Raw genomic sequence first — 20,831 nt, forward strand, 5'->3', positions numbered from 1 at the left:
GTCGTCCGCTAGAGGCTGAGTACGCGCCGCAGCAGGCCTTCCCGGCCGCGGTCCTGTTCCCGGGCCGCGAGGAGGCCTTCCAGCTGCACCTCGATACGGGCGGCGACCTCGTCGCGCAGGGCGGCGAGGCGTTGCCTGCCGACCCGCCGGCCCTTGAACGACGCGAGGTCGACCGCCTCGCCGAAGCCGAGATAGCAGCGCTGCGGCCGGGGCAGCAGGGTGCCGAGGCTGCCCCGGGCAAGCGGCGGCACGAGGTCGCGCCGCAGGTCCTTCGGCAGCAGCCCCCGGGCCATGAGCCAGCGCGCCGGGGGGCTGCCGGCGAGGTCTTCGCCCTCCACGAGGTGCTCGTAGAAGTCGTCCGGGCCGACCAGGCCGAAGGGTACGATGCGATAGCCGTGCTTCGCCGCGAGGCGCACGAAGCCCAGCCGGTCCTTCCACTGCAGCCGGTATTTCTCGGCCTTGCTCTTCACCGCCTCGTGCGCACCGCCCGGGAAGACGAGGATGTCCTGCCGTGCCTCCATCAGGGCACTGCAGACCTCCGGGTGGCCCATGGTCGCGCCGCGGCTGACCAGGAAGTCGGCGAGGCGCGGGTCCGTGAACAGGAACTTGTCGCCCATCGGCCGCAGGAAGCGTCCGTAATCGTGCAGCATCACCGGCAGCATGACGAGGCCGTCCACGGCGAAGAGCCCGTGGTTGCCGACGAACAGGCACGGTTCGTCCGGCAGGCGCTCGGCGCCGACGACAATGGGGCTGAACCACTGCTGCACCAGGCGGTAGCCTAGGGCGAGCTCCCAGCCCCCGGCGGGGCGGACGGCGAGGGCCCGCTCGATGTGCCGGCGGAGGGCGTCGGCGTCGGCGAGGGGGTCGTTGTCGGCGGCCAGTACCTGGTGGGGCAGCATCGGGTGCGCTCCTTGCGTTCTCGCGGCGGAGTATAACGGGGCGTCACGCCGGACGCAGGGGCGGGTTCACGGGCGGAGCCAAGTCCGCTACAGTCCGGCGACCTTCCCCAGCCCGAGAGACGAGACCATGAGTGATACGGCCCTGCAGATCCAGTCCCTGTTGCGCGAGGACCGGGTCCTCGAAGTGCGCCTGGCCGAAGTGCCGGTGCCCGCGCCGGCGGCGGACGAGGTGCTGGTGCGCGTCGAGGCGGCACCGATCAACCCCTCGGACCTGGGCCTGCTCTTCGGCACGGCCGACATGACCACGGCCCGCGCCACGGGCACGCCGGAGCGTCCGGTGATCGAGGCCGACGTTCCCGAGAATGCCATGCGCATGATGACAGGGCGGATCGGCCAGGCGCTGCCCGTGGGCAACGAGGGCGCCGGCACCGTGGTCGCCGCCGGTGACGACCCGTCTGCTCAGGCGCTCATGGGACGCACCGTCGGCGTCTTCGGCGGCGAGCTCTACAGCCAGTACCGCTGCGTCAAGGCGCCCCAGTGCCTGCCCCTGCACGAGGGCACGACGGCGGAGCAGGGGGCTTCCTGCTTCGTGAATCCCATGACCGCGCTGGGCATGGTGGAGACCATGGTCATGGAGGGGCACAAGGCACTGGTGCACACGGCGGCAGCATCGAACCTCGGCCAGATGCTCAACCGCATCTGCATCGCCGACGGCGTGCCACTCGTGAACATCGTGCGCAAGCCGGAGCAGGAAGCGCTGCTGCGCGACCTGGGTGCTGCGCACGTGGTCAACTCCGCGGCCGACAGCTTCGGCGATGACCTCACCGCCGCGCTGCGGGAGACCGGCGCGACCCTGGCCTTCGACGCCATCGGCGGTGGCCGCCTCGCCGGCACGATCCTCGGCTGCATGGAAGCCGTTGCCGTGGAGCAGATGGATGCCTACAGCCGCTACGGTTCCGACGTGTTCAAGCAGGTCTACATCTACGGCGCCCTCGATTACACGCCGACCACCATCAACCGCAACTTCGGCTTCAGCTGGGCCGTGGGGGGCTGGCTGCTGCCGAACTTCCTGCAGCGGGCCGGGGGCGAGCGCATGCAACGCATGCAGCGCCGGGTTGCCGACGAGCTGACCAGCACCTTCGCCAGCCACTACACGGCCAGGGTCTCCCTGGCCGAGGCGCTGACCCTCGAGGCCCTGTCCGTCTACGGCCGCCAGGCCACGGGCCAGAAGTTCCTGGTCACGCCGCAGGCCTGATGCGCCTCGCGGCTGCCCTGGCGCTCGTGCTCGCCCTGGCCGGCGGGCTCGCGGCTGCCGGCTCCTGGCAGGGGGCCACCGTCTTCGGCCTGCCGGTCTTCGCGCTCTGCGCGTCAGCTGCGCTCGCCATCCAGTGGCTGGTGTTCCTGCCCTCCTTCCTGGCCCGCACGGAACACTTCTACGACCTGACCGGGAGCGGCACCTACGTCGTCCTGACCGTCGCCGGCTACCTCGCGGGGCCCGGCGGGCCGGCGCGCCTGCTGCTCGCGGGCATGGTGCTGTTCTGGGCGCTGCGCCTCGGCGCGTTCCTGTTCCGGCGCGTGCGCCAGGACGGTGGTGACGGTCGCTTCGATCCCATCAAGCACGACGGCCCGCGTTTCTTCTTCACCTGGACGCTGCAGGGTCTCTGGGTGCTGGTGACCGCCGGGGCCGCCTGGGCGGCCCTGGGCAGTGCCGCGCCGGGCGGCCTCGGCCCGCTGGGCCTGCTCGGCGCCGCACTCTGGGTGGCGGGGTTCGCGGTGGAAACCGCGGCCGATGCCCAGAAGCGCGCCTTCCGTCGCCGGGCGGGTGCCGGGGCCTTCATCGACGAGGGCCTGTGGCGCTACTCGCGCCACCCCAATTACGCCGGGGAGATTCTGCTGTGGCTGGGGGTGGCGCTGGCGTCCCTGCCGCTCCTGTCCGGCTGGCAGCTGGTCACGCTGGTTTCGCCGCTGTTCGTCTACCTGCTGCTGACCCGGGTGAGCGGGATTCCGCTGCTCGAGCGCCGCGGAAGCGAGCGCTGGGGCGACGACCCGGCCTACCGCGACTACCTCGAGCGCACGCCCGTGCTCTTTCCCTGGTCGCGCCGCGGCCCGTTGTCCGGGACCACCGGCGGCGGTCATTAACGCTTGCGGTAGGGGATGTCGCAGTAGGTGATGCCGCGGCGCGGCCGGGCATCCTGGCCGTCGAGATACAGGCGCAGGGAGTTCATGGACAGGTCGATATTGCCGGTGGGGCCGAGGTAGCAGTGCTCCAGCGGCAGCCGGCCGTGTGCGTCGCTCAGGTCGAAGGGGTAGTAGGGGATGAGCATGGAGCTGCCCTCGCGGAAGGCGACCCGGCCCGACGCAACGTCCGTGATTACCGGTGACACGATGCGCCACTCCTGCTCCTCCTCGAAGGCCGGGTGCTTGAGGACCGCCGCGATACGCAGGAGATCGCCCTCGATGCGCTGGAACAGCGGCAGCCAGCGGTTTTCGCCGCGTTCCCCGCCCTCCACCTCGAATGCGGCGCCCAGCGCTTCCACGGCGTCGATGATGTGCCCGATGAGCCGCTCCTGCTCGCTCGGCGCGTAGATGCAGCGTCCCACCTGGAAGTCCCGGGCCTCGGCACAGGCGAGGATGTGCGCGGGCGCCATACCCAGGCTGACCCCCTTGCCGTGGACGCTGTAGCCGCGCCACTGGCTCAGCAGGTTGCCGTTCGCCCGGAAGGAGGCGCCGAACAGCATCGGGCCACTGACCACCCGGTGTGAGAGCCACTCGAGGAAGGCATTGAGCAGGGCGGGGTTGTCCACGCCGGCGAGTATCCGCCGCGTGACCTGCCGGCCGAGCAGGTCGAGGGTGTGACGCAGCTCCGTGGAGTCGTTCATGTAGCGGATGTCGCTGGCGCGCAGCTCGGCGCTGCCGACGATGCCGAGAACGCCGGTGAGGGAGGTGTAGTGGTAGAGGGTCTCGCGGGGCGGCGTGGCGAACAGCTGGCGGGTCAGGACGTCGAACATGGCCCCATTATCGGTGTCCCGGTACGGCGACGGCAATGCAGCCGCCGGCTCAGCTGCCCAGCTGTTCCCGCTGCCGGGCGGCTTCCGCCTCGCTGTAGATCCATGCCAGCCATTGGGCCGCGTAGCGGGCGGCGTCGCTGTGCTGCGCGGCCTCGGTAAAGTAGTCGCGGGCCGTGCCAAACTGCTCGCGCCGCGCGGCGGCCATGCCGCGCACCAGCCACGCATGGCCCTCTTCGCGCAGTCCGCCGCGCTCGATGGCGAGCCCGGCAGCTTCCTGCGCAGCGGCCCAGGCATTCGCGTCCATGTGCAGCCGCGCCAGGCGGAGATAGAGCTCGCCGTCCTCCGCCAGCGCCGCGGCGGCAGCCAGCGGCTCGATGGCGCGCTCCGTTTCGGCGGCGAGATACCAGGCCTGGGAGAGCGTCTCGAGGTTGCGCCGGTCGGCCGCCACGCGGCCGTCGTCCATGGCCGCCTCGAGCAGTCGCGCCGCCTCCCAGGGCAGGCCCTCGGCGAGGAACAGGTTGGCCAGCATCACCAGGCGCGTTTCCTGGGACAGGCGGCCGTCGTCGCGCAGCGCCTCCACCAGTGCCAGCTGCCGGCCGCTGTCGCCCAGCTGGCCGTGGAGCGCGGCGAGGTTGAGGAGATACTGCTCCCGCGGGTAGAGCGTCGCCAGGCGCGCCATGGTCTCGCGCATGGCGGGATAGTCCTCGCGTTCGTAGTACACGGAAGCCAGCATGGACAGCCACTGCTCCGGCGGGGCGGAGCCGTCCGCGCCGGCTTCGGCGATGGCACTCTTTAGCGGCTCGAGGGCATCGGCGAAGCGCGCCTGCCCGATCAGGGCGGCGGCAAGGAGCACCCGGTGCCGCGGCAGGTCCTGTTCCGGCAGCGCCAGCAGGCGGCGCAGGTAGCCCTCGGCGCCGCGGTGGTCTTCCTGTACCAGGCTCACCTGGCCCAGGGTCACCAGCAGCATCGCCTGCATGGACCCGGGCAGCTCTTCCAGGGCCAGGGCGCGCTCGTAGGTTGCCTGCGCGCCGGGGAGGTCGTTCGCCTCGTAGAGGCAGTAGCCGAGCAGGTTCAGCGTGTGCGCGGTCTCATAGGCGGAAAGCTTGCGCCGCTCGAGGAGCGCTTCGAGGATGCCGCGCGCCGCCGCGCTGTCTTCCGCATCCAGGGCGGCCTGCGCCTCGTTCAGCGCCTCGAAGACCTTCTCGCTCATGCCGACCACCGCCTCGCCGGCGGCCTGCGCCGCGCCGGCCAGCCCCAGCAGCAGCGCCAGCAGCAGTCCGGGCATTGCCGACCACCGTTTCATCGTCCGCCTCCTTCCTGGCCAGGCTGTTTCTCGTAATGGAACATGTTGTAGACATCCGTGACCTCGACCGGTGTGCCGTCGATCACCCGCGGTTTGTACTTGAAGCGCAGCGCCGCCTCGATGGAAGGCCGCCGGAACAGCGGGTCGTCGCAGTACTCCTCGATCACCGAGACGTCCCGCACCGTGCCGCTGGTAGTGACCGTGTAGCTGACCAGGCACTGCCCGGTGATGCCGCGCTCCAGCGCCCGCCGCGGGTAAACGGGTGCGACCTTGACGATCGGCAGGTATTCGCCGTCGCCGCCGAGGCCGAGCCCGCCCCGGCCGATGTCGAGGCCGTCGAGCGGTGCGCTGGGGGCGGAGACCGCGAGGACTTCGCCCCCGGCGTTGCTGCTGGCCTCCATGGGGGGCACCTCCGGCGCTTCCTGCGGCTCCGGCCGGTCCGGGCGCCGGTCCTTGCGCGCGGTCGTCTCGTTACGCTTGAGGCGGACGAAATCCAGCATCTGCACCCGGTCGGAATCGTTCAGGCGCAGCTCGCTCGAGTGGGTGAGAAAATACATGAACCAGGCCAGGAGCAGGGCGACTCCGGCGGCCGCGAGAAGCGCGAGCCCCGGCAAAAGGGGTCGCAGCGCGGCGGAGCGGCGGGGGGCCTCGCCGACGGGGGGTTCAGCCCGCATCGGCGGCGAGGGCGATGTTGTAGACGCCGGCCCGGCGGGAGGCGTCCATGACCCGTACCAGCGTGTCGTTGCGCGATTCCCGGTCCGCCTGGATGACCACCGTTCCCTTGGGATTCTCAGCATGGAGCCGCTCGATGATCGAGCGCACCGAGCGCAGGTCGACGGGGCGGCGGTTGATCCAGACCTGGTCCGTGGCGTCGATGGCGACCAGGATGCTCGCCTTCTCCTGGACGACAGCGGTGGCGGCCTCCGGCTTGTCGACATCGATCCCTGCCTCCTTGATGAAGGTGGCAGTGACGATGAAGAAAATGAGCATGATGAAGACCACGTCGAGCATGGGCGTGATATCGACGCCGCTTTCGTCGCTGTCATCGGTGATGGCTGAGAAGTAGTCACGCATGGTCGCGATCCTCGAACTGGGTGAAGCGGGCCTCGAGGCCCTGGCGCACCGCGGCCGCACGGCGCTCGGAGAGGCTGTGGGCGAGGAGGCCGACGATGGCCACGACCATGCCCGCCAGCGTCGACACCGTGGCCTTGGAGACACCGGCCGCCATGGAGCGGGGGTTGTTCGAGCCGGTAGCGGCGAGCGCGTCGAACACCTCGAGCATGCCGATCACGGTGCCGAGGAGGCCGAGCAGCGGACAGACCTTGATCAGCGTCGCGATCAGCGAGAAGTTCTTACCCAGCCGCGACCCAAGGTAGCCGGTGACCGCCTTGCGGTCCTGCGCGGCGAACCAGCTGGTACGCTCCCGGCGGCTGCGCCAGTGCCGTTCGGCGCGCTCGAGCTCGCGGGGGAACTCCGCGAAAAGGTAGAAAAGGCGCTCGAACAGCAGCACCCACATGGTGAAGGCGATGACCAGGATCAGCCCGAGCACGGGTCCACCGAGCTGGAGCAGGTCGGCGAGCCAGGGCAGCCAGCGCTCGAGGAGCAGGCTCATGCCGGCGCTGTCTCCCGCCGGGCCTCGGCCCGCGCCGCCACCAGGGCGATCGCCCGCTGCTTGAGCAGTTCCGTGAGCCCCTGGGCGCGACCCTGCACGAGGTTGTGCAGCAGCAGCATGGGGATGGCGACGCAAAGGCCCAGCACCGTGGTGATCAGGGCCTGCGAGATACCGCCGGCCATGAGCCGCGGGTCGCCGGCGCCGAACAGCGTGATCGCTTGGAAGGTCACGATCATGCCGGTCACGGTCCCGAGGAGGCCCATGAGCGGTGCCACCGCGGCGATGATCTTGAGCAGCGGCAGGAAGCGGTTCAGACGCGGGACTTCCGCCAGCACCGCCTCACCGAGGCGGAGCTCCAGCGTTTCCACGTCCGGCGCGTCCTCCTCCCGGGCGGCGAGGATGATGCGGCCGACCGGGTTGTCCGGCCGCGGTGTGGCCGTGTCGCGAAGCTGCCGGTGCACGACCCGGGTCTCGTTCCAGAGCAGCAGCAGGCGGACGAGAGCCAGCAACACGCCGGCGCAGCCGAGGGCGATGATCGCGTAACCGATGTAGCCGCCCTGGGCGATGCGCTCGACGAGGTCCGGCGCCTGGGTGAGGATGGCGAGGAGCTGGCCCCGGGTCGGGTCGATTGCCACGGCGACGGGCTCTTCGCCGCCTTTGTCCAGCGCCTTGAGGCCCGCCGTATAACGCTCGGCGGGCTGCCGCGAGAAGGCCACCAGGCGGCCCGTCTCCGGGATGAACTGCAGGTAGTCGCCGCCGGCGACCGCGTTGAACAGCCCGATGCGGGTGACCGGCAGGGTGCGCTCGGCGCCCTCGGCCGTGATCACCGGGTGCTCTGCGGTCAGGACCTTGCCGGAGGCGGTCATCTCGCGCTGCAGCTCGAACCAGAGCCGCTCGATCTCGGCGATGGCGGGCAGGCGGTTCGCCTGGCCCATGCGGCCCGCGAAATCGATCAGGAAGTCGCCCCGGGCCGGGTGTTCGAGGCGGGTCAGGGACACGTGGAACTGTCCCTGCGCGTCGGACGCCACCTGCTGCAGGACGCCGAACAGCTCCTTCAGCGAGCCCATGCGCTCGCGCAGCCGCTCCTCGAGTTCGCCGATCGCCTGGTCGTTTTCCTCGTAACGCGTCTCCATGGCGGCGCTTCGTGCCTCGAGTTCCGCGCGGCGGTCACGGACCTCGGCGAGGAGCCGTTCGCGCTCGGCCTGCTCGGCGCGGAAGCGCGCGATCCGTTCCCGGTCCTCGGCGCGGTCGCCGACACGGCCCTCGCGGACCGCCTCGAGCAGGGACTCGAGCGTGAGGGCGGTGTCGTTCTCCGTGACCTCCGCGCGGACGGCGCCGGCGAGGAGCAGGGTCGGCAGCAGCAGGGCCGCCAGCAGGTACTTCAGGGTGTTCATGGGCGCTCGACCTCGCTCGGTACCAGGGGAATGCTCACCAGCTCGGGGGCGATCTCCTGCCGCGCCACCCGCAGCCCCTGCTCCACGAGGCGCCGGTAGGGCGAGCTCGGCAGCGGCGACCACTGCCCCTGCTCAGCGTTCCAGTAGCCGAGGCGGCCGTCGCCGATGGTGCGGTAGTAGAGGCCCACGCGGCCGACGCGGAGCATGTCCGCGTCGACGCTGCCGCCGCCGGGATCGATCTTCGCCTTGTACGCCTCGATGGTGCGGCCGAAGTCGCTCTCGACCTGGTAGGCCTCGAAGACCCGCCGCGCCTTCTCCGCCGTGGTCACGTCCGAGCGCGCGAGCATGGCCCGCAGGCGCGCCACGCGGGCTTCCCGCTCCGGCAGCAGGAAGGGCACGTCGAGGCGGATGAAACTTTCCAGGCTGTCGAGCATCCTGGCGAGCAGCGGCAGGATCTGCCGCTCGATCACCGCCACGTCGCCGATGGACTGCTCCAGGGCCGTGATTTCCTCGTCCTGGGCCGTCAGCTGCTGGCCGAGCATGGCCACGTAGTCCTCGAGGCCGCGCACGATGCGCAGCTCGCCGCGGTAGTCCTCGAGGAGCCGGCGGTTCTCGGTGTTCAGCGCATCCACGGTCGCCTGGCGCTCGCGGCGCTCCTCGCTGCGGGCGAGCCCTTCACTCTCGATCTGCTCGAGATCCCCCTGGGCCAGCAGGGGCGGCGCGGCGCTGGTGCCCAGGGCGATAAGGAATGGCAGGGCCAGTCGGGTCTTGCGAGTCATGGGTTCTCCCGGTGTAGACGTCGTCTTTCTGGCAGGTGCTTCAAGGAAAAAGCAGTTGTGTGACGGCACCGTGTCAGAAATAAGACAGATGCCGTTCCGGCGCATCGAAGCGGCCCCATCGTTGACCTGCGTCAAGCGCCGCCGGCCACTGTCACGGGCCTGTCACCGCGTTGTCATTAACGACAGCGACACTGCCGGGAATGCTCGTGCCGGGACACTCCCATGCCTGTTGAACCCGTCGCCGCCGTCGCCGAAGAGGCCGGGGTGGTCAAGCATCCCTCTCCTCTCGCGCTCTGGTCCGGCGTGGCTTTCTTCATCTACCTGCTGCTGGTCGGCGTCAGCACGATCGGCACCGGCTTCAAGTGGGCCTCCGGCGGCGCCGACGGCGCCGCCGCCATCTTTGCCTTCGCCAGCAACCCGGTGGTGGGTGTCATTCTCGGCACCCTGGCCACGGCCCTGGTGCAGTCCTCGAGCACGGTCACCTCGGTGATCGTCGGGCTGGTCGCCGGCGGCGTGCCCGTGTCCATCGCCGTGCCCATGATCATGGGCGCGAACATGGGCACGACGATCACCAATACCATCGTCAGCCTCGGCAACCTCCGCCAGCGCGGCGCCTTCCGCGCCTCCTTCGAGGCGGCGACGGTGCACGACTTCTTCAACCTGTACAGCATCGTCGTGTTTCTACCGGTCGAGATCCTGTTCCACCCGCTGGAGCGCATGGGCAAGGTGCTGGCCGCCGCGCTGAGCGGCGGGCCGGAGGCGGCCGTCGGCGGCTTCAACCTCGTCGGCGCGGCCACGGACCCGCTGGGGCACGGCCTGCGCGACCTGCTCGGCGGCCTGCTGCCGCAGACACCGGCGGCCCTGCTGACCATTACCGTTGGCATCGGCTGCATCATCACCGCGGTGCTCTGCCTGGGCGGCCTGCTGCGGGCCGCCATGACCGGGCGGGCGAAGGGGATCATCGACACGGCGATCGGCCGCGGGCCCCTGACCGGGATCGCGTCCGGGACCCTGGTCACGGTCCTGGTGCAGTCGTCGTCCACGACCACGAGCCTGGTGGTGCCGCTGGCGGGCGCGGGGGTGCTCTCGACCCGGCAGATCTACCCGTTCACCCTCGGCGCGAACATCGGTACCTGTGTCACCGCGCTGCTGGCGGCAACGGCGATAACGGGGCCGAACCAGGAGCTGGCGCTGCAGATTGCGCTCGTGCACCTGCTTTACAACGTGTTCGGCGTGCTCGCGTTCACCCTGGTGCCGGTACTGCGCGATTTGCCGATCCATTCCAGCCAGTGGCTCGGCCGCCGCGTCGAGGGGCACCGGGGCTGGGCTCTCGGCTATATCGGCGGCCTGTTCTTCGTGCTCCCCGGCGTGGTGTTCGGGGCGGAATACCTGCTCGAGCGGCGGCAGCCGAACCTGCCGGTCGAGGTCTGTGCGCGGGAGGATATCGCCTGCCTGCAGGCAGAGGTGGAGGCCGTGGACCTGCGCCTCGAGTAGCTGCCCTCAGCGCTTCACGCGGGGCACGGCGGCCAGCAGCTCCCGCGTGTAGGGATGCTCCGGCGCGGTGAATACCCGTTCCGCGCTGCCCGTCTCCAGGAGCAGGCCGGAGCGCATGACGCCGACGCGGTGGGCGAGCCCCGGCACAATCGACAGGTCGTGGGTAATGAACAGCATCGCCACCCCGTCCTCCCGCTGCAGCTCCGCAAGGAGCGTGAGCACGTCGGCGCGGATGGATACGTCGAGGGCGCTGGTCGGTTCGTCGCAGATGATGAGCTCCGGGTCCACGGCGAGGGCGCGGGCGATGGCGACGCGCTGCAGCTGTCCGCCGGAGAGCTCATGCGGGTAGCGACGCGCGCACTCCGCGGGCAGCCGGACCCGCTCGAGCAGGCCCGCCACCCGCGCCTCGCGGCGGTTTTCCGAGGCCTCCACGCCGAGGCTCAGCATGCCCTCGGCGATGATCGCGCCGATCGCCATGCGCGGATTCATGGAGCTGTAGGGGTTCTGGAAGATCACCTGGATGCGGCGGCGGAAGGCCTGCCGTGCGCCGCGGTCCAGGCCGTCGATGCGGGTGCCGTAGAAGTGGATCTCGCCACCGCTCGTGGCCTCGAGGCCGAGGATGGCGCGGCCCAGGGTCGACTTCCCGCTGCCCGACTCGCCGACCAGGGCGAAGGTCTCGCCGCGGGCAAGGGTGAGGGAGACGCCGTCCACCGCGCGGGTGACGTCCTGCACCCGGCGCAGGAGACCGCCGCGCACCGGGAAGTGTACCTTCAGGTCGCGCACCTCGAGGAGCGGCGGTGCCTGCACCGGTGGCAGGAAGGCATCCTGCCCCGGCAGCGCATCGATGAGGCGCTGGCTGTAGGCCTCCTTCGGCGCGTCAAAGAAGCTGGCTACGCTGGCCTCCTCGATGATGCGTCCGCGGTACATGACACCGACCCGGTCGGCGGTCTGCCGCACGACACCCATGTCGTGGGTGATCAGCAGCACCGCGAGGCGCCGCGAGCGGGCGAGCTCGCGGATGAGTTCGAGCACCTGTTTCTGGATGGTCACGTCGAGCGCCGTGGTCGGCTCGTCGGCGATCAGGACTTCCGGTTCGCAGGCCAGCGCCATGGCGATCATGATCCGCTGCTGCTGGCCCCCGGAGAGCTGGTGCGGGTAGAAGCCCATGCGCTGGCGCGGGTCGGGTATGCCCACCTCCTCGAGCAGCGAGGCCACGCGGTCGCGCAGGGCGGCACCGCGCAGGGCCGTGTGCAGGCACAGCGTCTCCGCCACCTGCCGGAACACGGTCTGCACCGGGTTGAGGGCGCTCATGGGGTTCTGGAAGATCATCGCCATGCGCCGGCCGCGGACGGTCTGCATGCGCGCCTCGGGCAGGGCGAAGAGGTCCGTGTCGCCCATGAGCGCGCGGCCGCTGCCGACGCGCAGCGCGTCGGGCAGCAGGCGCATCGCGGCGAGCGACGTGATGGACTTGCCGCTGCCGGATTCCCCCACGAGGGCGAAGATCTCCCCGGCGCGAAGGTGAATGGCGACATCCTTGACCAGCGCCTGGGCCGTCTCCGCCAGTTCGACGGAAAGGCCCTCGAGGGTCAGCGTATCAGCCTGCTGATTCATGCGGCCTCCGGTCCGAGCCGCGTGCGCGGATCGAAGGCGTCGCGCACGAGGTCGGCGAACAGGTTGGCGGACAGCACCAGCAGGAACATGAACAGGAAGGCCCCGCTCAGGGTCCACCAGATCGCCGGCTCCCGGGACAGCTCGGAGCGGGCGCCGTTGATCATGTTGCCCCAGCTGCCCATGCTCGGGTCCACGCCGACACCAATGTAGGACAGCACCGCTTCCGCCAGTACCAGGGCGCTGAAATCGAGCACGAAGGTGATGAGGATGATGTGCATCGTGTTCGGCAGGATGTGCCGGGCGAGGATGCGCCCGTGGCTCACCCCGAAGGCGTGGGCGGCCTGCACGTAGCCGAGCTGGCTGATCTTCAGCGTCTCGGCACGGATCAGCCGGCACAGGGTGGACCAGCTCGTCACCCCGAGGATGAAACACAGGGCGATGAACTTGGCATCGGCCTTCTCGAGCCCGGTGGGAAAGGCGTCGGGATTCAGGTCGATGTAGACCTGGAACAAGAGCACCGCCGCGGCGATGAGCAGGATCCCCGGGATGGAGCTCAGGGTGGTGTAGAGGTACTGCACGACATCGTCCACCCAGCCCTTGAAGTAACCGGCGCTGACGCCCAGGGTCACCGCGATCGGCAGCATCACCAGCGTGGAGAGGGCACCGATGAGCACGCCGGTGCGGATGCCCTTGAGGGACTGGTAGAGCACGTCCGTGCCGCCGAGGTCGGTGCCGAGCACGTGGTAGTGACGGCTGATGCTCACCACCCAGACCGCAAGGCAGGCCAGCACCCCCTGCACCCACCAGGAACTCTCCCAGGGCAGGGCGCTGCGCCGCAGCAGCCACCATTGCGGCAGGATCAGCAGGGCAGCGAGGGCGAGGCCCCAGGCCAGGGCGACGGCACTGCGCCGGGCCACATCGCCCCACTTGTCCGCGGGATCGTCAAGGTTCGCTCCGGCGTGGCGCAGCGGTGGAAAGTCGCGCACGGTGTTGCCGGCGTCGTCCTTCAAGGTCTGCTTCTCGAAAGAGCGCAGAGCGAAAGGCGCCGAGTAGGTCCGCTCGAAGCGCTCGCCCATGCCCGCGGTCAGCGTATCCAGCACGCTGCTGACCTGGTTGTCGTAGAAGACCTCATCGGTGGTGACGCCCTCCGGGGGCGGCAGCGCCCGGCGGAAGTGCAGGGAATCGAGGAGGGCGATGCCGACGTAGGCGACGATCACCGTGAAGGCGGCCATGCCCAGGCGGGAGGCGAAGACCTGGCGCCAGCGCTCCCGGGCCTGCGGGTCGCGGCGCAGCCGCCAGAAGAACAGCACGAGAGCGGCCACCAGCAGGAAGATGAGGGCGTCGGACCAGAGGATGACGGGTTTCATGGGCTTCGCCGGCTCCTAGGACAGGCGGACCCGGGGGTCGGCCCAGGTGTAGGAGATGTCGGTGAGGATCAGGCCGACGATATAGAGAATGGAACCGATGAACACCATGCTGCGGACGATGGCGAAGTCCTGGGAGTTGATGGCGTCGAGCATGTAGGAACCGAGCCCCGGAATGCCGAAGAAGGACTCGATGAGCAGGCTGCCCATGAACAGCATCGGCACCAGCACGACCACCCCGGTGAGGATCGGGATCAGGGCGTTCGGGAGGATGTGCCGGAAGAGTACCGCCAGCTCGCTGCAGCCCTTGGCGCGGGCCGTGCGCACGTAGTCCTGGTTGGCCTCCTCGAGGAACAGCGTGCGGTACCAGCGTGCCCCGGCGCCGATGCCGGCGACCACGCCCACGAGCACGGGCAGCAACAGGAACTTCCACACCTGGCCGTCCACGTGAAAGCCGCTGATGGGCACGAGGCGCCAGGTCTTCGCCACCAGGTACTGCCCGCCGATGATGTAGAAGAGATAGGAGATGGACATCAGCGCCACGAACACGATCACCGCCGCGCGGTCGAGGCGGGTGGCGTGGAACATGACCACCATGAGCGCTACGCAGATGTTCACGCCGATGCCGACGATGAAGGTGGGCAGCGCGACCGCGAGGCTCGGCCCCATGCGCCGGCGCACGTCCGTGCTGATGTCGCGGCCGCTTTCCGAGCGGCCGAAGTCGAAGGCGAAAAGGCGCACGGACTTGGCGAAGAAGATCGTTTCCGTTACCGCGCCGAGGCCCTCGGCCGCCTGGTTGTAGAAAAGGGGCTTGTCGTAGCCGTTCTTCGCCTTCCAGTTCTCGATTGCCTCCGGCGTAACGTACTTGGCGCCGAGCTGGGAGACGGCCATGTCGTCCGGGGAGTTGACCACGAAGAACAGCACGAAGGTGAGCAGGTTGACGCCGATGAGAATGGGGATGGCGTAGAGCAGGCGGCGGACGATGTAGGCAAACACGGGAGGTCCTCTTCTGGCTTCTAGCGCGCCGTTGCCCGCTGCCGCCGCCGGTAGGCGACGACCCCGGGCAGGAGCAGAGCGATGACCGCCGCGGTGCCGGCATAGAGCGGCCAGGTCACGGGCTGGTTCCATTCCCGTCGCTTCGCAGCGCGCAGCCCGGGGTCGATGCGCAGGTACTTCAGGGTGTTCTTGGAAATGCCGTGGCGCTTCGTGTTGTGCACCCAGGCATTGTTCAGGTAGACGTCCTTGGGGTAATACGCATAGAGCCAGACCGCGTCCTCGCGGTACATGTCGACCATCCGTGCCACCATGGCGTCACGGGCCGGGCCCGGCGGTTCCACGCGCATGGCCTCGAACAGTGCGTCGTACTCGGGCCGCTCGTAGCTGGCGTTGTTGGTGCCGTCGCAGTTGCACACCAGCGGGCTCTCCGGGCCGTAGAGCAGGAACAGGAAGTTCTCCGGGTCAGGGTAATCGGCCAGCCAGCCGTGGGAGAAGATCTGCGTGTTGCCCGTGAGCAGCTTCTCCCGGGTGCGGTTCCAGTCCGCGGGGCGGAACTCCACCTGCACGCCGATGCGCGAGAAGGCGCGGTCGATCCAGTTCATGCTCGTCGTGGAGATGGCCTGGCTCTGCACGTCGATGAAGATCTTCAGCGGCTCGCCGGTGCGCGCATCGCGCCCGTTCGGGTAGCCGGCCTCGACCATTAGCCGGCGGGCTTCCTCGATCGGCTTGCGCCGGGCTTCGCCGTCCACCCAGTCGTGGGTGTAAGGGTTGATGCCCTCGGGGCCTTCCCTGTGCCCGGGGATTCCGGGCGGTATCGGCGAGTGGGCGACGATGCCGTTGCCCTTGTAGAAGATGTTCAGGTACTCCTCGACGTCGAAGGCGATCTGCAGGGCCCGGCGCAGCTTGCGCCGTTCCTCCGTGTAGCCGCCGAGCACCGGGTCGCGCATGTTGAAGCCATAGTAGTAGAGCCCGGGCTTCACGTCCGGCGACAGGGTGATACCGTGGTCGGCGAGGTCGTCGGCGAGTTCCAGGCCCTCGGGGCCGACCACGAAGGCGCGGTCGAAGACGCTGTTGGTGTTGCCGTGGACCTCGCCGGAGCGGTCGTAGTAGCCCTGGAGGAACTTGGTCCACAGCGGCAGAACCGCCTTCTCCAGGCGGAACTCGGCGCGGTCGATGAAGGGAATGGCCTTGCCGGCATCCTCGAGGAGGCCCTTTTCCCGATCGCCGGGCGCGCCCTCGCTCGGGTAGACGTCGCCGTGGTAGTTCGGGTTGCGCTCGAGGACGATCTCGCTGTTCGGATCGTTCTTCACCATCATGAAGGGGCCGGAGCCCACGGGCCACCAGTCCAGGGTGAGGTTGCTCTCGCTGAAGCCCGGGTTGTGGAAGAAGGCGTCCACTTCCGCCGGTACCGGCGAGAAGAAATGCATGGCGAGCCAGTAGACGAACTGCGGGTAGCGGCCGTTGATGGTGATCGTATAGTTGCGCTCGTCGAGGACCTCCACGCCCGCAAGGTCGAAGTCGCGCAGGTCCAGCCAGCCGTCTCGCGGCGCGTCCCCGAGCTCGGCCGTCAGCGCCTCCATGCCGACGATGTAGCGCCCCATGAAGCCGATCATCGGCGAACCGGCCTTCGGGTCGGCGAGACGCTTGATGGCGTAGGCGTAGTCCTCGGCCCGCACCGGCCGCGAGCCGGTGTGCGCAAAGTCGCTGATCTGCCGGTAGCGGCGGCCCTCGGCCGGGTCGTCGAAGCGGTAGCGCGGCGCGCCGTCATCCGTGAGCGCAAAGGCGGGGTGCGGCTGGTAACGGGCGTCGGCGCGCACGGTGAGGTGATAGCGGGTGTAGGTGGCTTCATCGGCCCGCTCCCCGGGCAGTGGGTCGCCGCTCGCGTCGAGATAGGTGACCGTCGGCATGGCCGCTACGCCCAGCGGTTCGAGTTCGTAGGGGCGCTTGAGGAAATGGTAGCCCAGCGGCGGCTCGTAGACCTGCATGAGGAAAAGCGCTTCGTCCGTCGCGTAGGAGATCGCCGGGTCGAGGTGCTTGGGCGGTGCCGGCGACATGACCGAGTAATAGGTGAGCTTGTCTTCCTCGGGGGGCGGGTGCGGGTTGTTCCAGGGGCCGTCGCCGCAGCCGGCGAGCAGCAAGCAGGCACAGAGGAAGAGGGTGCGCCGGCCTGGAGCAGGGCGCTGGTCGGGGTTGTCGGGCGCTGGCACGGCGTCCCACTCGCTTCGGAAAGGGCGGAGCATAGCAAAATCCGGGCGCCAGGCTACCCCGCTCGCGCGGGACACTGGCGGCCGTGCGCCGCTATCATGCGGGCCCGGAGCGAAGGAAAGGACCATGCAACGCACCGCCGCGGACGGGCACGAGTCGCTGCCCGTGGACGCGATTCTCGATGAGCTGGCCCGGGCACTTGCCAACGGTGGCGAGGCTCTCCTGCAGGCCGAGCCGGGGGCGGGCAAGACGACCCGTGTTCCCCTGCACCTCCTCGACGCGCCGTGGCTCGAAGGCCGCCGCATCCTCCTGGTCGAGCCGCGGCGCCTGGCGGCGCGCAGCGCGGCGGCGTTTATCGCCGCTAGCCTCGGCGAAGCGCCCGGCGAGCGGGTGGGCTACCGGGTCCGCGGTGACAGTCGCTCCCGGCCGCGGACGCGTCTCGAGGTCGTGACCGACGGCGTTCTCCTGCGCCTCCTGCAGGCGGACCCGGCGCTGGAGGGTGTGGGCCTCGTCATCCTCGACGAATTCCACGAGCGCAGCGTCGGTGCGGATCTCGCGCTGGCGCTGCTTCTGCAGGCGCGCTCGCTGCTGCGTGACGAGGACCCGCTGCGTCTGCTCCTCATGTCCGCCACGCTCGACGGCCTGGACGTTTCCAGGCTGCTGCCCGATGCCCCGCGCCTGTACAGCGCAGGCCGGACCCACCCCGTGGACATCCGCTACGGTGCGTCCGCCGCCGCGGGTGAGCTGCCCCTCAAGGCACTCCTGGAAGCGGTGGGCCAGGCGCAGGCGGACAGCCGCGGGGACACGCTCGTCTTCCTGCCGGGGCAGGCGGAGATCCGCCGGGCCGCGGCGGCACTCGCTCCCGGGACGGGCCCAGTGCTGTCGCTCCACGGCGGCCTCTCGCTGCCCCGGCAGCAGGCGGTGCTGGCACCGCCTGCTGCCGGGGAGCGGCGCATCATCCTCGCCACGGACATCGCCGAGACCAGCCTGACTCTGCCCGCCGTGGACGCGGTGGTCGACAGCGGGCTCTGCCGGGAGCCGCGCTATGACCGCGCCAGCGGCATGGGGCGTTTGCTCACCCGCCGCATCTCCCGGGCCAGTGCGGAGCAGCGCGCCGGCCGTGCCGGACGCGTCCGGCCGGGACGCTGCTACCGGCTCTGGAGCCGGGAGCAGCACGACCGGCTGGAGGCACAGCGGCCGCCGCCGATACGCCACGCCGACCTCGCGACGCTCGCGCTCGAGCTGTTCGGCTGGGGTGCCGGGGGTCCCGGCGAGCTGGACTGGCTCGAGGCACCACCCGAGGCAGCCTTTGCGTCGGCCTGTGACCTCCTCGAACGCTGCGGTGCCCTCGAGGTCGATGCCGGGCGCCGCCGCCTGACCCGCCAGGGCCGGCGCATGCTCGACTTGCCGGTGCATCCGCGCCTGGCTCACATGCTGCTGACGGCGGCGCCGGGGGGCGAGCAGGCACTGGCCTGCGAGCTTGCGGCACTGCTCGAGGAGCGGCCGCCGTCCGATGCTGACGAGGATCTCGGCGCGCTGCTCGAGGCTCTAGCGACGGAGCGCGTCGGTTCGGCGGACCGGGCCTGGCACCACGCCGTGCGCCGCGAGGTGCGACGCCTGAGAGGCATGCTCGGAGTCGACGTTGCCGCCGGCGGCGATCCGGCACCGCTGCTCGCCCGGGCCTATCCCGAGCGCGTGGGCCGCCGCGTCGCGCGCGACCGCCAGGCTGTCTACCAGCTTGCCAACGGACGCCGGGCGGCACTGCCCGGCGCCTCACCCCTGGCCGCAGCGCCCTGGCTGGCGATCGCCGCCGCCAGCGGTGGCGACCGGGAAGCGCCGGATCGTATCCGCCTCGCCGCGCCCCTCGATCCCGCCGCCTTCGACGGCGCGCTCGCCGGCCTGGTCACGGAGCGCGAGGTCGTGCGCTGGGAGCCGGCGCAGGAGCGCGCCGTAGCCCGCCGTGAGCGCCAGCTCGGTGCGCTGCTGCTGGCGAGCGAGACACTGCCGGCGCCGGACCCGGCGCGGGCGCAGCCGCTGCTGCTGGCGCGGCTGCGGGAGCTCGGCATCGAGGCGCTTGGTCTCGACGCCCCCGGCGAGCAGTGGCGGGCGCGCGTTGCCTTCCTGCGCAGCCTGGCGCCCGACGCCTGGCCGGACCTTTCTGATGCGTGGCTGCTGGCGTCCCTGGAGGAATGGCTGGCCCCCTGGCTGGGGACGGCGCGCGGCCTCGACGATCTTCGCAGCCTTGATGTCCGCGCCTGCCTCGCCGGCCTGCTGCCTGGCGACGGAGCGGTGCGGCTGGAACGCGACGCGCCGGCGGCGCTCACCGTGCCCTCCGGGCGGGCCGTGCGGCTCGATTACACGCAGGGGCCGGCACCGGTGCTCGCGGTGAAGCTGCAGGAGCTGTTCGGCTGTGCCGAGACGCCGACCGTGGCCGGGGGGCGTGTTTCGGTGCTCGTTCACCTGCTGTCGCCGGCGGGGCGGCCGCTGCAGGTCACGGCGGACCTCGCATCGTTCTGGCGCGAGGGTTACCCGGCGGTGCGCCGCGAGCAGCGCGGCCGCTACCCGAAGCATCCCTGGCCGGAAGACCCGCTGGCCGCCGAGGCCACGGCCGCCACGCGCCGGCGGCGCTAGCGTCGCGGGCCGGGCGCGGCGGCCAGGGAAGGGCGACGCCAGCCGGGCTCAGCCAAGGGCGAAGCGCTCGCGCAGGAAGCGTGCGATGCCGTCTTCGTCGTGGTGGCCGATGACGGCGCTGGCTGCCGCCAGCACCTCGGGCTTGGCGTTGGCGGGGGCGTAGGCCTCGTCCGCGGTGGCGAACATGCTGAGGTCGTTGTCGCTGTCGCCGAAGCAGATCACCCGCTCGAGACCGAGTTCCTGCTTCAGGCAGCTGACCGCATCGCCCTTGGTACCGGCGTGGTGGTGGATGTCTACCCAGCACAGGTCGCGGTCCTCGATGGCCGTGCCCATGTAGGCCACCAGCCCCGGTTCGTCGGCGACCGCATCGACCACCGCGCGGATACCGCGCTCCGGCCCGAGCGCGCTGACGTTGGCAATATCCGCGTCGGCGGGCAGTTCGCTGAGGGGCAGCACCGGCAGGTCCCGGTCGCCGCGGAACATGTCGGCGAGCCGCTCCTCGGCGCGCGTCTGCAGCGGCGCGTGATACACCGCGTGCCGCTCACCGGGCTCGATGGTGAACAGGAAAGGTGTGATCGACTGGCCGATGAACGCCTCCAGGACCTGCCGGATCTCGTCCTGGGTGAGCAGGTGGCTGTGGCTGTAGCGCCCCAGGTCCGGGTTGTAGATCACCACCCCGTTCTTGAAGGCCTGCGGCAGGAGAAAACCGTGTCCCTCGAGGAGGTCGCGGGCGCCGTGCAGCGTGCGCCCGGTGGCCACCGTATAGGCGATGCCGGCGCGGGACAGCAGCTGCAGCGTCTCCCGCGTGTAGGTGGAGATCGCCGATTCCCGGTTGAGAAGCGTGCCGTCGAGGTCGAAGACAACCAGTTCCATCGCCGGCAGCGCCCTCAGTGGACCTGGGTGTCGGCGAGGTCGTTCACTAGGGAGGCGCGCACCGCGTCGTCGACCGGGCCGCCCTCGATCGCGTAGGCCGGGTGGTCGACGCCGGCGCTGATCGGCTCGCCGCTCTGCGCGGCGGCGATCATGGCCGGCGTCAGTTCGAAGCGCAGGAAGTGCACGGACGAGGTCTTGTCGGCGGTGTCCCGCTCGAGGTCCTCGTCGGCGATGGGGTAGACGCGCTCGCTGTCGCCGACCTGCAGCCAGACCTTGTCCTCGATGCCGATCATCTCACCGAGGCGCAGCGCGCGCTCTGCCGGGTCCTCGTACTCGATCATGAAGGTGGCTTTCCAGTTGTGCCCGTCCGGGATCAGCGGGTTGTAGGCCTCGAGTTCCTCGAGAATGCCCTCGGCCTCGAAGACCTTCTCGATGCGCAGCATTTCCTGGATCTGGTACTTGATGGTCAGCGCGTCCTCGAAGTAGAGCCGCGCGTGCTCGCCGAGGGCGACCTGGCGGGTCTTCTTGTGCGCCATGACCCTGGCGCGAAAGGCCGGGCGTTCCTCCGAGTACTGTTCGAGGGACCAGAGGTCGTCGCGGGTCAGGTGCGTGGTCATTGCAGCCTCCTGCTTTTCATGTGTGCTGAAGCTCATGGGTGCAGC

18 protein-coding genes are annotated in these 20,831 nt (G+C 70.1%); 4 read left to right on the forward strand and 14 right to left on the reverse strand.

Annotated elements, in window-relative coordinates; all coding sequences use genetic code 11:
- Nucleotides 1-8: 8 nt before the first annotated feature.
- On the reverse strand, nt 9-899 hold the full coding sequence (locus tag RKE50_RS06035; protein ID WP_350035154.1) for a lysophospholipid acyltransferase family protein: 891 nt from the start codon (nt 897-899) through the stop codon (nt 9-11).
- Nucleotides 900-1,026: 127 nt separating this feature from the next.
- Between RKE50_RS06035 and RKE50_RS06040 the strand changes: the two genes are divergently transcribed.
- Nucleotides 1,027-2,154, forward strand: coding sequence for a zinc-binding dehydrogenase (locus tag RKE50_RS06040; RefSeq protein WP_350035155.1), 1,128 nt, complete (start codon nt 1,027-1,029; stop codon nt 2,152-2,154).
- Nucleotides 2,154-3,038, forward strand: coding sequence for a DUF1295 domain-containing protein (locus tag RKE50_RS06045; RefSeq protein ID WP_350035156.1), 885 nt, complete (start codon nt 2,154-2,156; stop codon nt 3,036-3,038). Before RKE50_RS06040 ends, RKE50_RS06045 begins: the two co-directional genes overlap by 1 nt.
- On the opposite strand, the gene RKE50_RS06050 is transcribed toward RKE50_RS06045, so the two are convergent.
- Genes RKE50_RS06050 through RKE50_RS06080 form a run of 7 tightly spaced genes read right to left on the reverse strand, consistent with a single transcriptional unit; the run spans nt 3,035 to nt 8,995 of the window.
- A complete protein-coding gene (locus RKE50_RS06050) occupies nt 3,035-3,907 on the reverse strand; it encodes a DUF2971 domain-containing protein (RefSeq protein ID WP_350035157.1) in 873 nt (290 codons plus the stop codon). The genes RKE50_RS06045 and RKE50_RS06050 overlap by 4 nt on opposite strands.
- 49 nt (nt 3,908-3,956) lie before the next feature.
- The gene (locus RKE50_RS06055; RefSeq protein WP_350035159.1) at nt 3,957-5,210 is read right to left on the reverse strand and encodes a tetratricopeptide repeat protein; all 1,254 of its coding nucleotides are present in this window, start codon (nt 5,208-5,210) and stop codon (nt 3,957-3,959) included.
- A complete protein-coding gene (locus tag RKE50_RS06060) occupies nt 5,207-5,824 on the reverse strand; it encodes an energy transducer TonB (protein ID WP_350035160.1) in 618 nt (205 codons plus the stop codon). The genes RKE50_RS06055 and RKE50_RS06060 overlap by 4 nt, the downstream gene beginning before the upstream one ends.
- A 49-nt stretch (nt 5,825-5,873) precedes the next feature.
- Nucleotides 5,874-6,284, reverse strand: a complete 411-nt coding sequence (locus RKE50_RS06065) for an ExbD/TolR family protein (RefSeq protein ID WP_350035161.1) — start codon at nt 6,282-6,284, stop codon at nt 5,874-5,876.
- A complete protein-coding gene (locus tag RKE50_RS06070; protein ID WP_350035162.1) occupies nt 6,277-6,822 on the reverse strand; it encodes a MotA/TolQ/ExbB proton channel family protein in 546 nt (181 codons plus the stop codon). The genes RKE50_RS06065 and RKE50_RS06070 overlap by 8 nt, the downstream gene beginning before the upstream one ends.
- Nucleotides 6,819-8,216, reverse strand: coding sequence for a MotA/TolQ/ExbB proton channel family protein (locus RKE50_RS06075; protein WP_350035163.1), 1,398 nt, complete (start codon nt 8,214-8,216; stop codon nt 6,819-6,821). Before RKE50_RS06075 ends, RKE50_RS06070 begins: the two co-directional genes overlap by 4 nt.
- Complete coding sequence (locus tag RKE50_RS06080) at nt 8,213-8,995, reverse strand: DUF3450 domain-containing protein (RefSeq protein WP_350035165.1); 783 nt, start codon at nt 8,993-8,995, stop codon at nt 8,213-8,215. The genes RKE50_RS06075 and RKE50_RS06080 overlap by 4 nt, the downstream gene beginning before the upstream one ends.
- Nucleotides 8,996-9,217: 222 nt before the next feature.
- Here RKE50_RS06080 and RKE50_RS06085 point away from each other — a divergent pair, with 222 nt between their 5' ends.
- Nucleotides 9,218-10,489, forward strand: coding sequence for a Na/Pi symporter (locus tag RKE50_RS06085; RefSeq protein ID WP_350035167.1), 1,272 nt, complete (start codon nt 9,218-9,220; stop codon nt 10,487-10,489).
- Between the two features lie 6 nt (nt 10,490-10,495).
- Here RKE50_RS06085 and RKE50_RS06090 read toward each other — a convergent pair whose 3' ends face one another.
- The 4 genes from RKE50_RS06090 to RKE50_RS06105 are packed head-to-tail and all read right to left on the reverse strand — an operon-like array spanning nt 10,496 to nt 16,700.
- Nucleotides 10,496-12,100, reverse strand: a complete 1,605-nt coding sequence (locus tag RKE50_RS06090; RefSeq protein ID WP_350035168.1) for an ABC transporter ATP-binding protein — start codon at nt 12,098-12,100, stop codon at nt 10,496-10,498.
- Complete coding sequence (locus RKE50_RS06095) at nt 12,097-13,467, reverse strand: ABC transporter permease (protein WP_350035170.1); 1,371 nt, start codon at nt 13,465-13,467, stop codon at nt 12,097-12,099. Before RKE50_RS06095 ends, RKE50_RS06090 begins: the two co-directional genes overlap by 4 nt.
- A gap of 15 nt (nt 13,468-13,482) precedes the next feature.
- A complete protein-coding gene (locus tag RKE50_RS06100) occupies nt 13,483-14,460 on the reverse strand; it encodes an ABC transporter permease (RefSeq protein ID WP_350035171.1) in 978 nt (325 codons plus the stop codon).
- Between the two features lie 20 nt (nt 14,461-14,480).
- Complete coding sequence (locus RKE50_RS06105) at nt 14,481-16,700, reverse strand: ABC transporter substrate-binding protein (RefSeq protein WP_350035172.1); 2,220 nt, start codon at nt 16,698-16,700, stop codon at nt 14,481-14,483.
- Between the two features lie 91 nt (nt 16,701-16,791).
- Between RKE50_RS06105 and hrpB the strand changes: the two genes are divergently transcribed.
- The gene (gene hrpB / locus RKE50_RS06110) at nt 16,792-19,296 is read left to right on the forward strand and encodes an ATP-dependent helicase HrpB (RefSeq protein WP_350035173.1); all 2,505 of its coding nucleotides are present in this window, start codon (nt 16,792-16,794) and stop codon (nt 19,294-19,296) included.
- Nucleotides 19,297-19,344: 48 nt separating this feature from the next.
- On the opposite strand, the gene RKE50_RS06115 is transcribed toward hrpB, so the two are convergent.
- Nucleotides 19,345-20,169, reverse strand: coding sequence for an HAD family hydrolase (locus tag RKE50_RS06115; protein WP_350035175.1), 825 nt, complete (start codon nt 20,167-20,169; stop codon nt 19,345-19,347).
- A gap of 14 nt (nt 20,170-20,183) precedes the next feature.
- The gene (locus tag RKE50_RS06120) at nt 20,184-20,822 is read right to left on the reverse strand and encodes a DUF3501 family protein (RefSeq protein WP_350035177.1); all 639 of its coding nucleotides are present in this window, start codon (nt 20,820-20,822) and stop codon (nt 20,184-20,186) included.
- Nucleotides 20,823-20,831 lie beyond the last annotated feature (9 nt).

Origin of the sequence: Pseudohaliea sp. (genome assembly GCF_040217025.1) — a bacterium.
Classification (GTDB): Bacteria; Pseudomonadota; Gammaproteobacteria; order Pseudomonadales; family Halieaceae; genus Pseudohaliea.

What these genes read in the sequence shown, in the direction of transcription:
- RKE50_RS06035 (WP_350035154.1), bottom strand. Translation starts at nt 899, where the DNA reads ATGCTGCCCCACCAGGTACTGGCCGCCGACAACGACCCCCTCGCCGAC.
- RKE50_RS06040 (WP_350035155.1), top strand. Translation starts at nt 1,027, where the DNA reads ATGAGTGATACGGCCCTGCAGATCCAGTCCCTGTTGCGCGAGGACCGG.
- RKE50_RS06045 (WP_350035156.1), top strand. Translation starts at nt 2,154, where the DNA reads ATGCGCCTCGCGGCTGCCCTGGCGCTCGTGCTCGCCCTGGCCGGCGGG.
- RKE50_RS06050 (WP_350035157.1), bottom strand. Translation starts at nt 3,907, where the DNA reads ATGTTCGACGTCCTGACCCGCCAGCTGTTCGCCACGCCGCCCCGCGAG.
- RKE50_RS06055 (WP_350035159.1), bottom strand. Translation starts at nt 5,210, where the DNA reads ATGAAACGGTGGTCGGCAATGCCCGGACTGCTGCTGGCGCTGCTGCTG.
- RKE50_RS06065 (WP_350035161.1), bottom strand. Translation starts at nt 6,284, where the DNA reads ATGCGTGACTACTTCTCAGCCATCACCGATGACAGCGACGAAAGCGGC.
- RKE50_RS06070 (WP_350035162.1), bottom strand. Translation starts at nt 6,822, where the DNA reads ATGAGCCTGCTCCTCGAGCGCTGGCTGCCCTGGCTCGCCGACCTGCTC.
- RKE50_RS06075 (WP_350035163.1), bottom strand. Translation starts at nt 8,216, where the DNA reads ATGAACACCCTGAAGTACCTGCTGGCGGCCCTGCTGCTGCCGACCCTG.
- RKE50_RS06080 (WP_350035165.1), bottom strand. Translation starts at nt 8,995, where the DNA reads ATGACTCGCAAGACCCGACTGGCCCTGCCATTCCTTATCGCCCTGGGC.
- RKE50_RS06085 (WP_350035167.1), top strand. Translation starts at nt 9,218, where the DNA reads ATGCCTGTTGAACCCGTCGCCGCCGTCGCCGAAGAGGCCGGGGTGGTC.
- RKE50_RS06090 (WP_350035168.1), bottom strand. Translation starts at nt 12,100, where the DNA reads ATGAATCAGCAGGCTGATACGCTGACCCTCGAGGGCCTTTCCGTCGAA.
- RKE50_RS06095 (WP_350035170.1), bottom strand. Translation starts at nt 13,467, where the DNA reads ATGAAACCCGTCATCCTCTGGTCCGACGCCCTCATCTTCCTGCTGGTG.
- RKE50_RS06105 (WP_350035172.1), bottom strand. Translation starts at nt 16,700, where the DNA reads ATGCTCCGCCCTTTCCGAAGCGAGTGGGACGCCGTGCCAGCGCCCGAC.
- hrpB (WP_350035173.1), top strand. Translation starts at nt 16,792, where the DNA reads ATGCAACGCACCGCCGCGGACGGGCACGAGTCGCTGCCCGTGGACGCG.
- RKE50_RS06115 (WP_350035175.1), bottom strand. Translation starts at nt 20,169, where the DNA reads ATGGAACTGGTTGTCTTCGACCTCGACGGCACGCTTCTCAACCGGGAA.
- RKE50_RS06120 (WP_350035177.1), bottom strand. Translation starts at nt 20,822, where the DNA reads ATGAGCTTCAGCACACATGAAAAGCAGGAGGCTGCAATGACCACGCAC.